This window comes from Dietzia maris (assembly GCF_036287335.1).
In the GTDB taxonomy this organism is placed as follows: domain Bacteria; phylum Actinomycetota; class Actinomycetes; order Mycobacteriales; family Mycobacteriaceae; genus Dietzia; species Dietzia cinnamea.
In genome coordinates this window covers 2036577-2050907 of sequence record NZ_CP143053.1, presented here as the reverse complement: position 1 = coordinate 2050907, position 14331 = coordinate 2036577, and the positions used below count along the sequence as shown (strand labels likewise).

General features: G+C 72.6%; 11 protein-coding genes. 7 read left to right on the top strand and 4 right to left on the bottom strand.

Features of this window, described 5'->3' with window-relative positions; translation table 11 throughout:
- Positions 1 to 37: 37 nt before the first annotated feature.
- Entirely contained in the window at positions 38 to 508 is a 471-nt protein-coding gene (gene mce, locus VYL96_RS09440) for a methylmalonyl-CoA epimerase (RefSeq protein ID WP_007627608.1), read from the bottom strand.
- A gap of 76 nt (positions 509 to 584) precedes the next feature.
- Here mce and VYL96_RS09435 point away from each other — a divergent pair, with 76 nt between their 5' ends.
- Positions 585 to 1784, top strand: coding sequence for an acetyl-CoA C-acetyltransferase (locus VYL96_RS09435; RefSeq protein ID WP_007627606.1), 1200 nt, complete (start codon positions 585 to 587; stop codon positions 1782 to 1784).
- Between the two features lie 35 nt (positions 1785 to 1819).
- Positions 1820 to 2764 carry a tetratricopeptide repeat protein gene (locus VYL96_RS09430; RefSeq protein ID WP_007627604.1) on the top strand — a complete coding sequence of 315 codons (945 nt, stop codon included), beginning with the start codon at positions 1820 to 1822 and terminating at the stop codon, positions 2762 to 2764.
- A gap of 88 nt (positions 2765 to 2852) precedes the next feature.
- On the opposite strand, the gene glgB is transcribed toward VYL96_RS09430, so the two are convergent.
- Entirely contained in the window at positions 2853 to 5171 is a 2319-nt protein-coding gene (glgB, locus tag VYL96_RS09425) for a 1,4-alpha-glucan branching protein GlgB (protein ID WP_232303152.1), read from the bottom strand.
- Between the two features lie 11 nt (positions 5172 to 5182).
- Positions 5183 to 7201, bottom strand: a complete 2019-nt coding sequence (locus tag VYL96_RS09420; protein ID WP_061229422.1) for a maltotransferase domain-containing protein — start codon at positions 7199 to 7201, stop codon at positions 5183 to 5185.
- Between the two features lie 156 nt (positions 7202 to 7357).
- Here VYL96_RS09420 and VYL96_RS09415 point away from each other — a divergent pair, with 156 nt between their 5' ends.
- From VYL96_RS09415 to VYL96_RS09405, 3 genes are read left to right on the top strand one after another with little or no spacing between them, the layout of a single operon-like run.
- Positions 7358 to 8200 (top strand): ABC transporter ATP-binding protein, encoded by an 843-nt coding sequence (locus VYL96_RS09415; RefSeq protein ID WP_061229421.1) that lies wholly within the window; start codon positions 7358 to 7360, stop codon positions 8198 to 8200.
- 5 nt (positions 8201 to 8205) lie between these two features.
- A complete protein-coding gene (locus VYL96_RS09410) occupies positions 8206 to 8982 on the top strand; it encodes an NUDIX hydrolase (protein ID WP_061229424.1) in 777 nt (258 codons plus the stop codon).
- Between the two features lie 10 nt (positions 8983 to 8992).
- Positions 8993 to 10222 (top strand): THUMP-like domain-containing protein, encoded by a 1230-nt coding sequence (locus VYL96_RS09405; RefSeq protein WP_061229420.1) that lies wholly within the window; start codon positions 8993 to 8995, stop codon positions 10220 to 10222.
- Here VYL96_RS09405 and VYL96_RS09400 read toward each other — a convergent pair.
- A complete protein-coding gene (locus VYL96_RS09400; protein ID WP_198150792.1) occupies positions 10207 to 11565 on the bottom strand; it encodes a BamB-related PQQ repeat family beta-propellar protein in 1359 nt (452 codons plus the stop codon). The genes VYL96_RS09405 and VYL96_RS09400 overlap by 16 nt on opposite strands.
- Before the next feature lie 179 nt (positions 11566 to 11744).
- On the opposite strand from VYL96_RS09400, the gene VYL96_RS09395 reads away from it, so the two are divergent.
- Positions 11745 to 13376, top strand: a complete 1632-nt coding sequence (locus VYL96_RS09395; protein ID WP_061229418.1) for an AMP-binding protein — start codon at positions 11745 to 11747, stop codon at positions 13374 to 13376.
- Positions 13377 to 13505: 129 nt separating this feature from the next.
- Positions 13506 to 14291 (top strand): electron transfer flavoprotein subunit beta/FixA family protein, encoded by a 786-nt coding sequence (locus VYL96_RS09390; protein WP_061229417.1) that lies wholly within the window; start codon positions 13506 to 13508, stop codon positions 14289 to 14291.
- Positions 14292 to 14331: the final 40 nt, after the last annotated feature.

Genomic DNA, 14331 nt, shown 5'->3' with positions numbered 1-14331 from the left:
CAGCGGACCTGAACTGGCGTGTTACTGACCCACGCTCCTAGTGCTGGTCGGAGGCGGGCTCGACCAGCTCGAGCAGCACGCCGCCCGCGTCCTTCGGGTGCACGAAGTTGATGCGGGAATCGGCCGTGCCCCGCTTGGGCGCGGGGTACAGGACCCGGACGCCGCGGCCGGTGAGGTGCTCGGTGATCGCGTCGATGTCGGTGACACGGACCGCCATCTGCTGGATACCGGGCCCGTTGCGGTCGATGAACTTGGCGATCGTCGAGGTCTCGTCGAGCGGTGCCAGGACCTGGAGGAGGGCGCTGCCCTCGGGGCGACCGGGCGATCCGAGCATCGCCTCGCGCACGCCCTGCTCCTCGTTGACCTCCTCGTGGAGGTTCTCCATGCCCAGGTTGTCGCGGTACCAGGCCACCGCGGCGTCGAAGTCGGGCACCGCCACGCCGACGTGGTCGATCGCCACGACGAGCTCGGAGGGCAGCAGGGGTTGGCCGGTTGGGGTAGTGGTCATACCTGCCACGTTATCCGTTCCCCCTTCCCGGTAGTTTGGCCAGTACAGTCGTTTCCCCTCGATCGGAAGGTGTCCCATGACCGCCGACCCCACCCGCACCGTCATCGTCTCCGGTGCCCGTACCCCGTTCGGCCGCCTGCAGGGAGGCCTGTCCTCCCTGTCCGCTCCCGAGCTGGGCGGCATCGCGATCCGCGCCGCCCTCGAGCGCGGGAACGTCCCCGCCGAGGCCGTCGACCAGGTGATCATGGGTCAGGTTCTGTCCGCCGGTAACGGTCAGATGCCCGCGCGGCAGGCGTCGCTCGCGGCCGGTATCCCCAAGCGCGTCGACGCGCTGAACATCAACAAGATGTGCTTGTCCGGGCTCACCGCCATCGCGCTCGCCGACCAGGCGATCCGCTCGGGCCACTCCGAGGTCGTCGTCGCGGGCGGCCAGGAGTCCATGTCGCAGGCCCCGCACCTGCTGCCCAAGAGCCGGGCCGGCTACAAGTACGGCTCGATCGAGGTCCTGGACCACATGGCCTTCGACGGCCTGCACGACGTGCCGACGGACCAGCCGATGGGCGCGCTCACCGAGGCCCGCAACGTCGAGCTCGAGATCACCCGTGAGCACCAGGACGAGTTCGCCGCGATCTCCCACCAGCGCGCGGCCGCCGCCGCCGCGGAGGGCCGGTTCGCCGACGAGATCGTGCCGGTCACGGTCAAGGGCCGCAAGGGCGAGACCGTGGTGGACACCGACGAGGGGGTGCGCCCCGACTCAACGCCCGAGTCGATGGCCAAGCTCAAGCCTGCCTTCTCCAAGGACGGCACCATCACGGCCGGATCGTCGTCGCAGATCTCCGATGGTGCCTCCGCGGTGATCGTCACCAGCGCCGCGCGCGCCGAGGCCGAGGGCTGGACCGTCCTGGCCGAGATCGTCGGGTACGGGACGGTCGCCGGCCCGGACTCGACGCTTCAGCACCAGCCCGCCGACGCGGTGCTGGACGCCTGCAGGCGTGCGGACATCGATGTCAAGGACATCGACCTGTTCGAGTTCAACGAGGCCTTCGCCTCCGTCGGGCTGCACTCGACCCGGATGCTCGAGCTCAGCTCGGACCAGGTCAACGTCAACGGCGGGGCCATCTCCATCGGCCACCCGATCGGTGTGTCCGGTAACCGCGTCGTCCTCACGCTGGCGCTCGAGCTCGCCCGGCGGGGCGGCGGACTCGGCGCGGCCGCGCTCTGTGGCGGCGGCGGCCAGGGTGACGCCCTGCTCATCCGGGTGCCCGCGGCCGGCTGACACCCCCGTCCGGGCATCGTGGAAGGATCGGAGACGTGACGAGACCAGGTAACCGACCCCCGTCCGCCGCCGAGCAGAAGCTCGCGGCGTCGCTCGCCGGCGCCGTCGATCTCTCCGGCCTGAAGAAGCGAGCCGAGACCCGCCGGGACGCGGCCGCCCCCGGTCGCGCCCCGGGTCAGGGCGGTCCGCCGCAGGACGGGGGGTCGCGGGTGCGGGTGGAGGTGGACGAGGCCTCCTTCGAGCAGGAGGTCCTCGTCCGCTCCGCCCAGGTGCCGGTGATACTCGAACTCGTGTCGCAGCGGGCGCCGACCGCGCTGACGGCGACGCTGGCGGCCCTGGCCGAGGAGGCCGGGGGCCAGTGGGTGCACGCGACGGTCGACGTCGACGTGGCTCCGGGCATCGCGCAGGCCCTCCAGGCGCGCGCGGTGCCGACGGTCTACGCCGTCGCGGCCGGGCGGCCGCTCGCGGACTTCGAGGGCGAGCAGCCCGAGGACGCCCTCCGCCAGTGGCTCGCGGCCGTGCTCCGCGCGACCGAAGGCAAGCTGAGCGGGCCGGCCCCGGAGACCGGGGAGACCGAGCCGGACGAGGCGTCGGATCCCGAGCGGGACGCCGCGGAGGAGGCGTTGGCAGAGGGGGATCTCGCGGCCGCCGAGGAGCGCTTCACCGCGCTCGTGGACGCGCGCCCGGGCGATCACACGCTCGTCGAGGCGCTGCGGTACGTCCGGGCGGCGCGGCGCGTGTCGGAGGACGCGGACGCGGGCGAGGGTGCGGTGCCCGAGGCGCTGCGGGCCGCGGACGCGGCGCTTGTGGCCGGCGAGTACGAGACCGCCTTCTCCGGGTTGGTCGGCGCCGTCCGCGTCACCACCGGCGACGACCGTGCCGCCCTGCGTGCGAGGCTGCTCGAGCTCCTCGACGCGCTGCCGGCGGATGATCCGCGGGTGCTGGCCGCGCGCCGCGACCTGGCGAGCGCCCTGTACTGACGCATCACCGGTGGCCCCGCGTCGGGCCGCCGGTGCCCCGCGTCGAGCCGTCGGCGGGCCCCTGCCCGGGGCCGCCGACGGCTCTCCGCTATCCGGTGGGGGTGTGGCGGAACCACACGGTCGCGCGGGAGCCGACCGTGATCGCGGCGGAGTAGGGCCGCCCGTGGTGGGAGATCTGCTCGGCGTGGACGCCGCCGTAGTTGCCGGCGCCGGACCCCTCGTAGGCCTCGGCATCCGTGTTGAGGATCTCCTCCCAGTACCCGCCCTCGGGGAGGCCGATGCGGTAGTCGCCGAGAGGCGCGCCGGAGAAGTTCACGACACACGCGATGGTGCTGCCGTCGTGGTCGGTCCGCAGGAACGACAGCGTGTTGTGCTCGGAGTCGTTGGCGTCGATCCACGAGAAGCCCGAGGGGTCGTCGTCGAGCGCCCACAGACCGGGGTTCTCGGCGTAGCGGGCGTTGAGGTCGCGCACGCAGTCGCGGATGCCGCGGTGGTACTCGCCCTCCCAGCCCTCGAGGTCGTCCCACGCGACCCCGCGCTCGGCGTTCCACTCGGTGGTCTGGCCGAATTCCAGTCCCTGGAAGAGGAGCTTCTTACCGGGGTGGGCCCACATGTAGGCGTAGAGGCTGCGGATCCCGGCGGCGCGGTCCCACGAGGAGCCGGGCATGCGCTCCCACATGGAGCCCTTCCCGTGGACGACCTCGTCGTGGCTGAGGGGGAGGACGAAGCGCTCGCTCCAGGCGTACATGAGCGAGAAGGTGATCTCGCCGTGGTGGTAGCCGCGGTAGATCGGGTCCAGGCCCACGTACTGGAGGGTGTCGTTCATCCAACCCATGTTCCACTTCATGGAGAAGCCGAGGCCGCCGGTGTAGGTGGGGGCGGTGACGCCGCCCCACGAGGTGGACTCCTCGGCGACGGTGAGGACGCCGGGGTGCTTGCGGTGGACGGTGGCGTTGACCTCCTGGAGGAACGAGATGGCCTCGAGGTTCTCGCGGCCGCCGTGGATGTTGGGCGTCCACTGTCCCTCGTCGCGGGAGTAGTCGAGGTAGAGCATCGAGGCGACGGCGTCCACACGGAGGCCGTCGACGTGGAACTCGTCGGCCCAGTACAGGGCGTTGGCGACGAGGAAGTTGCGGACCTCGCGCCGGCCGAAGTCGAACACGTAGGTGCCCCAGTCGGGCTGTTCGCCGCGCCGGGGGTCGCCGTGCTCGTACAGCGGGGTGCCGTCGAACCGGCCGAGGGACCACTCGTCCTTGGGGAAGTGCGCGGGGACCCAGTCCACCAGGACGCCGATGCCGAGTGAGTGCAGGTGGTCGATCACGTAGCGCAGGTCGTCCGGGGAGCCGAACCGGCTGGTGGGGGCGAAGTAGCCGGAGACCTGGTAGCCCCACGAGCCGCCGAACGGGTGCTCGGCGACGGGCATCAGTTCGACGTGGGTGAACCCGGTGGAGAGGACGTGCTCGGCGAGTTGGTGCGCGAACTCGCGGTAGTCGAGTCCGGGCCGCCAGGAGCCGACGTGGACCTCGAGGATGGTCATGGGGGAGCGCGAGTGGTCGCGGGTCGCGCGGGCGGCGATCCACTCGTCGTCGTTCCACTCGTAGGCGGAGGTGAACACCTTCGACGCGGTGGCGGGGGGCACCTCGGTCGCGACGGCCATGGGGTCGGCGTGGTCGACGGTCCGCCCGTCGGCACCCCGGACGCGGTACTTGTAGACGGCGCCGTCGCCGACGTCGGGGACGAACAGTTCCCACACGCCGGAGGAGCCGATCGAGCGCATGGGCAGCGCCACGGGGTTCCAGCCGCAGAAGTCGCCGACCACGCTGACGCCGCGGGCGTTGGGCGCCCACACGGCGAAGGACGTCCCGGTGACCGGCCCGCCGGGGGAGTCGTAGGTGCGGACGTGCGCACCGAGCACGTCCCAGAGGCGCTCGTGGCGTCCCTCACCGATGAGGTGCAGGTCGACCTCGCCCAGGGTCGGCAGGAACCGGTAGCCGTCGGCGACGGTGCGGGTGTGGCCGTCCGCGTAGGCGACGCGGTAGCGGTAGTCGGGCACTTCGGCCTCGGGCAGCGCGGCCTGGAACAGGCCGTCGGAGACGGGCTCCATCGGGACCGTCCGGTCACCGAAGTCGATCTCGACGGACACCGCACCCGGCTGCATGGTGCGCACGACGGAACCGTCTCCGTCGCGGTGCGTCCCGTACACCGAGTGGGGATCGTGGTGGGTGCCCGCGCGCAGCCGACCGAGCACCTCGTCGGTGAGAGGCGTGGGATGCGGGGCGGCGGCCGGAGCGGGGCTCGCGGCCGGCCCGGGTGTCGCGGGTGCCGCCGGGGATGACGGCGACGACGACGAGGTCTTCTCCGGCCGGCGCCGGGCGGTCGCGGGGTCCTGCTTCTTGTGCTTTCCCATGGTCGTTCGCCTCAATCCACGGTGTGCGTTCGGTAGGACAGTTCGACCCTACGTGCTTCGGAGCAGGGTGGGATCGAGACGATGTGCGCGACCGCGGACCACGGCTCGAGCCGGATGTAATTGCTCGACCCCCAGTGGAACTCGGTGCCCGACACCTCGTCGCGGACGCTGAACCGGGCGTCGTCGTCGTAGCCGAGCGCCGCCATGTCCAGGTGCAGGGTGCCCTCCTGCGCGCCGAGGGAGTCCAGGGTGACCACGGTCAGGACGGTGTCGCCGGTGGCGGGATCGATCTTGGAGTAGGCGAGGATCTGGTCGTTGTCGACGTCGTGGAAGTGCAGGGTCCGCAGCTGCTGGAGCGCGGGGTGCTCGCGCCGGATCCGGTTGAGCGCGCGCAGCCAGGGCGCCAGCGACTGTCCGGCGGCCTCGGCGGCCGCGAAGTCGCGGGGCCGCAGTTCGTACTTCTCCGAGTCGAGGTATTCCTCGCTGCCCTCGGCGACCGGCTGCCACTCGTAGAGTTCGTAGCCCGAGTACACGCCCCAGGCGGGCGAGAGGGTCGCGGCGAGGGCGGCGCGGATCGCGAACATCGCCGGGCCGCCGCGCTGGAGCGACTCGTGCAGGATGTCCGGGGTGTTGGTGAACATGTTGGGCCGCGCCTCGTCGACGTGGGCCAGCAGCTGCTCGCAGAACTCGACCAGATCGGCCTTGCTGGTCTTCCACGTGAAGTACGTGTAGGACTGCGAGAACCCCCGCTTGGCGAGCCCGAACAGCCGGGCCGGTCGGGTGAACGCCTCGGCGAGGAACAACACGTCGGGCTCGGTGCGCTTGACCTCGCTGATGAGCCGGTTCCAGAAGTCGGCGGGCTTGGTGTGCGGGTTGTCCACACGGAAGATCCGCACGCCCAGTGAAGTCCAGTGCCTGACCACGCGCAGCACCTCGGCGTAGATGCCCTCGGGGTCGTTGTCGAAGTTGATCGGGTAGATGTCCTGGTACTTCTTGGGCGGGTTCTCGGCGTAGGCGATGTGTCCGTCGGGCAGGACGGTGAACCACTCCGGGTGCTCGGCGGCCCACGGGTGGTCGGGCGCGCACTGCAGCGCGAGATCGAGGGCCACCTCGACGCCGCGTTCGCCCGCGTACTCGACGAGACGCCGGAAATCCTCGGTCGTACCGAGGTCGGGGTGCACGGCGTCGTGGCCGCCGTCCCGTGAACCGATGGCCCACGGGGACCCCACGTCGTCCGGGTCGGGGGTCAGTGTGTTGTTGCGACCCTTGCGGTTGATCTCCCCGATGGGGTGGATGGGCGGCAGGTACACCACGTCGAACCCGAGGTCGACCGCGTGGTCGACGTACGCCCGCGAGGTGGCGAACGTGCCGTGGACGGGTCTGCCCTCGGCGTCCCAGCCGCCGGTGGATCGGGGGAAGAACTCGTACCAGGAGCTGAACTGAGCCTCGCGGCGATCGACCCACACCCGGTGGGTCTGCCCCACGGTGACCAGTTCGCGCACCGGGTCGGTGGCGAGCGCCGCGGCGACCTCCGCCGACAGGGCGCGCTCCGTGCGGGTGGCCGCGTCTCCGTCACCGCGCAGCGCGTCGGCGGCCCCCGAGAGGAGGGCGGCGCGGTCGGTCTCCCCCGCGGTGGTGGCCCGGGCGACCGCGAGGTCGAGCACGCGTGCGCCCACCTCGAACTCGTTGCCCAGCACGTCGGCGTCCTGACCCGCGTCCATCTTCTTGATGATGCCGCTGCGCCAGGTGGCGAAGGGGTCGGACCAGGCCTCCACGCGGAACGACCACATGCCGGGCACGTCGGTGGGCAACAGGGCGTGCACGGTGTCGGGTTCGGTACCGGGCGCCATCGTGGTGCGCGAGGAGAGGCCGCCGGGTCGGCGTACCACGAGGCTGGCGGACAGGGCGTCGTGCCCCTCCCGCCAGACGACGGCCGAGATCGGCAGTATCTCGCCGACCACCGATTTCGACGGGAACCTCCCGCAGGAGACGAGGGGACGGACCTCGTCGATGGCAAGACGGTCGTTCACGTCGGTGCTCCTTCCGGCTGCGGGTCGGCGCCGCGAAGTGGCGACGTCCGTCACCGTCGACGCTAGCGAAGTCGGGCCGATCCTTCAGGGCCGTCATCTCCGGTTAACCCGCGCGAGTCGTGTTCCTCCGCACCCGGGGCCGCGATAACCGGTTAGATGGGCGTCGTGAGCACCGCCATCGACATCGACCCCGACCTCGTCCTCGACCTGCGTGACGTCTCGCTCCGGCGGGACGGCAAGCCCCTCGTGGGGCCACTGACCTGGCAGGTCGAACTCGACGAGAGGTGGGTGGTGCTCGGCCCCAACGGTGCGGGTAAGACCTCGCTCCTGAGGATCGCCTCGGCGTTGGAGTACCCGAGCACCGGCACAGCCGTCATCCTCGGTGAGCAGCTCGGTCGGACGGAGGTGACCGAGCTGCGCAGCCGGGTCGGCCTGTCGTCGGTCGCCGTCGCGGGCCGGATCCCCGGCGACGAGGTGGTGAGCGACCTCGTCATCTCCGCCGGGTACTCGGTCCTGGGCCGCTGGCGGGAGAGGTACGACGAGCAGGACTTCGACCGCGCCGCCGACACCCTGGAGTCGATCGGCGCCGAACATCTCGCGGACCGGACGTGGGGCACACTCTCGGAGGGCGAGCGCAAGCGCGTGCTCATCGCGCGCGCCATGATGACCGACCCCGAACTGCTACTGCTCGACGAGCCGGGCGCCGGGCTGGATCTCGGCGGCCGCGAGGACCTCGTCGCCCGGCTCGGGGACATGGCCATGGACCCGGACGCCCCCGCGACGGTCCTGGTGACCCACCACGTCGAGGAGATCCCCCCGGGATTCACCCACGCCATGCTGCTGGCGGAGGGTGAAGTGACCGCCATGGGGCTCATCGACGACGTGATCACCTCCGGGAACCTCAGCCGGGCCTTCGCGCAGTCGATCACGGTCGACGCGATCGACGGCCGCTACTTCGCCCGCCGTGCCCGCCGATCGGGCCGGCACCGACGGGCGTGACCGGCGTGGCGGGCGCGAATGGCGGCGGCGGGGACACCCACGCGGGATACGCGCCGGACTCCGTCCCGATCCGTGAGGCGGCGACGGTCGCGCTGATCCGCGACGCCCGGGTCGGCGGGGGAGTCGAGGTGTTCCTGCAGCACCGCGTGTCGACGATGCAGTTCGCGGCGGGCATGTCGGTGTTCCCCGGCGGCGGGGTGGAGCCGCGCGACTACCACGGCACGCGGTCCTGGCGGGGGCCCGCGCCGCGGTGGTGGGCCGAGCGGTTCGGCATCGACGAGGGCCGCGCCGCCGCGGCGGTGCGAGGGGTCGCGCGCGAGCTGTTCGAGGAGACCGGCGTCCTGCTCGCCGAGCCGGCGGAACCCACCCCGCGCCCGACCACGCCCGCGGCCGTGCCCCCGGCGTCGCCCGGCGTCGCCGAGCGGCGCGCGCTCGACGCGGGGCACGGGGACCTCGACTCGCTCCTGGCCGCCCACGACCTGGTGCTGTCCGCGCACCTGCTGCGGCCGTGGGACCGCTGGACGACCCCGATCGGTCCGCAGCGGCGCTACGACACACTGTTCTTCGTGGCCGCACTGCCGGAGGGGACGGAACCGGACGGCGGGACGAGCGAAGCACGGGCCGCCGAGTGGATCCGCGCCGACGACGCGGCCCAGGCCGGCATCCTCGGCCACCTGGGGATGCTCCGGCCGACCCTCGACGTGCTGTCCGACCTCGCGGGAGCCGCGGACGTCGCCGAGGTGCTGGCCACCGAACGGGCCATCGCGCCCGGCGGGAACTAACCTTGCGGCGGTGACCCCCGAGGACCTCGACTTCCTGCGCACCGACGCCGGCCGCGACCTGATCGAGCTCGCCGCCGGGCTCGACTGGTCGCGGGCCCACGTCGTGTCCTCGACGGCGACCGTGCGCCGCGCGGACGCCGAGCACGCGGCCGCGGCGATCGACGTCGTCACCGCCCGTGCCCGCGCGCACGGCCGGATCCGCGGGGCGGGGGCGATGCTTCTCACCGACGAGGCGGTGCAGCAGGCCACGGCCTGGCCCGTCGCCGCCCTCCGCGCCGAACGCCTGGCGGGCCGGGACGTCCACGACGTGACGTGCTCGGTCGGCGCCGAGCTCACCGAGCTCGTCCGCACGGCCGGCCGCGTGATCGGCTCGGACCTCGACCCGGTGCGCGCGCGGATGGCCGCCCACAACGTCCCCGGGGCGCTGGTGTGTGTGGCGGACGCGCTCGCGCCGCCGAGCCGCGACGCCGTGCTGGTGGCCGATCCCGCCCGCCGCGCCGGGGGACGCCGCATCCACGACCCGGCGCAGCTCAGCCCACCGCTGCCGGACCTCCTCGCCGTGGCCACGGACCGCGACCACGTCATCAAGTGCGCGCCCGGACTCGACACCTCCGCCCTCGGCCACGAGGGCGAGGTCGAGCTGGTCTCCCTCGACGGCTCGGTACGCGAGGCCTGCCTGTGGTCGTCGGGCCTGGCCGGGGGCGTACGGAGACGCGCGACGGTCGTGCGCACCGCCGCCGCCGGGGCGCCGGGCCCGTGGGGACCGGCGCGCCTGACCGCGGACGGTGTCGCCGTGCACGTGGAGGAGGTGACCGACGGCGACGACGACGAGGTCGCCGCCCACCCCGAACCCGAGCGGTTCATCGTGGACCCGGACGGGGCGGTCGTCCGGGCGGGGCTCGTGCGGCACTGGGCCCGCAGGCACGGGCTCCGTCAGCTCGACCCGCGGATCGCGCACCTGACCGGCCCGCGGATCCCTCCGGGCCACAGCGGGTTCGAGGTGCTCGAGCGGTGTCGGCTGGACCGCAAGCAGCTGCGTCGCGCCCTGCGCGCGCGGGACTGCGGGTCGCTGGAGATCCTCGTGCGCGGCGTCGACACCGACCCGGACGTGCTGCGTCGCTCGCTGTCGCTGTCGGGGTCGCGGCCGCTCGCGCTGGTGGTCACCCGCATCGGCACGTCGGCCGTGGTGTTCGTGTGCGGGCCCCGGACCCGGGCCACCGGGGATCAGCCGAACATGTAGACCGCGCCCATCGCGGTCGTCAACGCGATCCGACCGTCCGAATCGACGCTGAGCCCCGACACGGGACCCGACGCCGCGGGCACCTCGAGCCGGTGGACGGTCCGCCCGTCGCCGCCGTCGAGCACGTGTACGGCGATGCCGGGCTCGCCGCCGCCACCGCCCGCGCGCACGGCCACGATCACCTGCCCGTCCGGGGTCGCGGCAGGGTTGGTGAGCTGCTGCAGATCGTCCCGGCGCCAGACCTCGCGGCCGGTCCCGTCGACCGGGCGGACGGCCACCACGGGCGCCGGGCCCGCGTCGTCGTCGTGCTCGTCGTCGGGACCCCTCCACACGGTCGTCGTGCGGCCCGCGGTGACGAGGGTGCCGTCGGGCAGCAACGCCGGCGAGGCGTCCGGGCGGTACCCGACCGGCACCGACCACAGTTCGGCGCCGTCGGCCGCCCGGTACGCGGCGAGGGCGCCGTCCGCGGCGTGCACGTAGACCTCGTCCCGGTCACCCGACAGGACCACCGGCACGCCCAGCCGGCCCTCGGTCAGAGGGACGCGCCACAGGACCTCCAGGGCGGGCGCGTCGTCACCGACCAACCGCACGGCGACCAGCTCCGGCTCCGCCGCGCCCGGCGTCCACGCGGTGAGGTACGCCGTGGCCGCGTCGGTGTCCACGGCCGCGGCCGCCGGCACCGGGCACCCCCGCGCGCCGGTGGCGCACCACGGCAGACCGTAGGCCGGATCGTCCGTCACGACGTCACCGGTGAGACGCAGCTCGGGGGTGACGTCCAGACCCGTGTGGGCGTTGACGACACGCGCGACCCCGAGGTGGGAGACGAGCAACAGGTGGCGGTTGTCCATCAACGTCACGGTGGTCGGCACGCCGCGGGTGGCGGCGAACCACCGGTTCTCGCCCTCGGCGGCCACCGCCGCGACCCCGCCGTACGCCGGGACGAACAGCGAACCGCGCCCGTCGACCGTCGCCGTGATGCGCGGGCCGTCCGTCGGCATACGGGAGCACCACCGCTTGCGGCCGTCGTCGGCGGTCAGGGCGAAGAGGTTGCAGCCGCGCTCGGAGACCGTCGCCTGGAACGACGTGCCGATCCCGTCGGAGGAGGCCACCCCGATCGCCGGGGCGCCCAGCGTGCGCGACCAGAAGAGCTCGGGGGAGTCCGACACCCCGGCGTGCGCCCGCGACGAGTTCGGCGGGCCACCGGCCACCGACGACCAGCTCGCGGCCTGGCCGAGGCGCGCGCCCCCGCTCGGCGTGTCCGACGCGCAGCCCGAGACCACGCCCAGGGCGAGCCCGGCCACGACCAGGGACCGCACGGTGCGCGGTAACGATGCCGGTGCCACAGGTCCCCCCGTCGAAAGAGTGATCAGGGCGTAAGCGTAGTCCGAGCGCCCGGCGACCCAGGGGTACGCCCGGGGGAACCGCTACTCGCGGAGCGCGCTCCGCCGATACCGTGACGACACTCACCCTGCCCGCGAGGGCACCAGCCCCGGCCCCGGCCCGACGGAAGGCGGACACCCCGATGACAGCGAACTCCGGACTCGACACCGCGCTGACCCCGCTAAGCTTCCTGGAGAAGGCCGCGCGCGTCTCACCCGACGCGACCGCGGTGGTGGACGGCCCGCGGCGCCAGACCTACGCCGAGTTCGCCGACCGGGCCACCAGACTTGCCTCGCTGCTGAAGATGCGCGGCGTCGCGCGCGGCGACCGCGTCGGCGTCCTCGCCCCCAACTCCGCGGAGGCCCTGCTCGCCCAGTTCGCCGTCCCGCTGGCCGGCGGAGCCGTGGTCGCACTCAACACCCGTCTGGCCCCGGCCGAGATCGCCTACATCGTCGACCACGCCGGCATCGAGGTGCTCATCGCCGACGCCGACCTGCTCGCCGGCCTGGGCGACGAGGTCCCCGACGCGCTGCGGCTGCTCCTCGTCGCGCCCGACGCCGACGGCACGCAGCCCGACGCGTCCCGCTTCGGCCCGCGTGCCGAGGCCCTCGAGGAGGGCCTCGCGAACGCCTCGCCGCAGCCCGTGCCGTGGACCGTCGCCGACGAGGACTCCGTCATCGCCGTCAACTACACCTCCGGCACGACCGGTCGCCCCAAGGGCGTCATGTACACCCACCGCGGCGCCTACCTCAACGCGCTCGGCGAGATCATCACCCAGGACCTCGACGCCGACTCGCGGTACCTGTGGACCCTGCCGATGTTCCACTGCAACGGCTGGTGCACCACCTGGGCGCTGACCGGTGCGCGGGGCACCCACGTGTGTCTGCGCGCCGTCCGCGGGGAGGACATCTGGAGACTGTTCGACGACGAGGGGATCAACCGCCTCGCCGGTGCCCCCGCCGTGTTGAGCACCATCGCGGACGACCCGGCCGCCCGGCCGATCGAGGGGATCCGCATGATCACCGCCGGGGCGCCGCCCTCGCCGACCATCCTGCGCCGCTTCGAGGAGCTAGGGATCGACGTCACCCAGGTGTACGGCCTCACCGAGACCTACGGCCCCTTCACCGTGTGCACCCCGCAGCCCGGCTGGGCCGATCTCGACCCCGACGAGCGTGCCGGCCTCAAGTCCCGCCAGGGCGTCGCGATGATCCACGCCGACACCGTGCGCGTGGTCGAGCGGACCTCGCCCGGGGAGACCCGTCTGATCGACGTGCCCGCCGACGGCGTGACGATGGGCGAGGTCGTGATGACCGGCAACGGCGTCATGAAGGGCTACTTCAACGACCCCGAGGCCACCGCCGCCGCGTTCGCCGGGGGCTGGTTCCACTCAGGTGACCTCGGCGTGATGCACCCCGACGGATACGTGCAGCTGCTCGACCGCGCCAAGGACGTGGTGGTCTCCGGCGGCGAGAACATCTCCACGATCGAGGTCGAGCAGGCGATCGTCTCCCACCCCGACGTCGTGGACTGCGCCGTGGTGTCCATGCCCGACGAGAAGTGGGGCGAGCGGCCCAAGGCCTACGTCGTGGTGCGGCCGGGGTCGCAGCTCGACGAGGCCGGCGTGATCGAGCACTGCCGCACGAAGATCGCCCGCTACAAGGTCCCCGGCGCGGTGGAGCTGACCGAGGCGCTGCCCCGGACGTCCACCGGCAAGGTGCGCAAGAACGAACTGCGCGACGCCGCGTGGGCGGGCTGGGAGAAGCGGATCAACTGAGGCGGGCGAACCCGGCCCCGCCACCGTGGTGCCGGTGCCGTTATTGTGTCAGGTAGGACCACAATCCGGTGCGCCCGGTCATGACGGGGGCGCACCCCGCCCCGACTCGCAGGAGGTCGACGCAGGCCCATGACGAACATCGTCGTACTGATCAAGCAGGTTCCCGACACCTATTCCGAGCGCAAGCTCTCGGACGGGGACTACACCCTGGACCGCGAGGCCGCGGACGCGGTCCTGGACGAGATCAACGAGAAGGCCGTCGAGCAGGCGCTCCAGATCAAGGAGGCCAACGGCGGCGAGGTCACCGTCCTGTGCGCCGGACCGGATCGCGCCACCGAGGCCATCCGCAAGGCCCTGTCGATGGGTGCCGACAAGGCGGTCCACCTCAACGACGAGGGCCTCCACGGTTCCGACGTCGTCCAGACCGCGTGGGCCCTGGCCAACGTGCTGGGCACCATCGAGGGCACCGAGCTGGTCATCGCCGGCAACGAGGCCACCGACGGCCGCATGGGTGCCGTCCCGGCCATCCTCGCCGAGTACCTGGGCCTGCCCCAGCTCACCCACATGCGCACCCTCGAGATCGCCGACGGCGTGGCCCGGGGCGAGCGCGAGACCGACGAGGGCATCTTCGAGGTCGAGGCCTCCCTGCCGTGCGTCGTGTCGGTCGGCGAGAAGATCAACGAGCCGCGGTTCCCGTCCTTCAAGGGCATCATGGCCGCCAAGAAGAAGCCGGTCGAGGTCCTCACCCTGGCCGACGCGAACGTCGAGGCCGGCCAGGTCGGCAAGGACAACGCCGCGTCGACCGTGACCTCCTCCGCCCCCAAGCCGCCGCGTGCGGCCGGTGAGAAGGTCGTCGACGAGGGCGAGGGCGGCAACGACATCGCCAAGTACCTCGTGTCGCAGAAGCTCATCTGACGCGAGCTCACCCCGACCGACTCATCACAGTCTTTTTCAA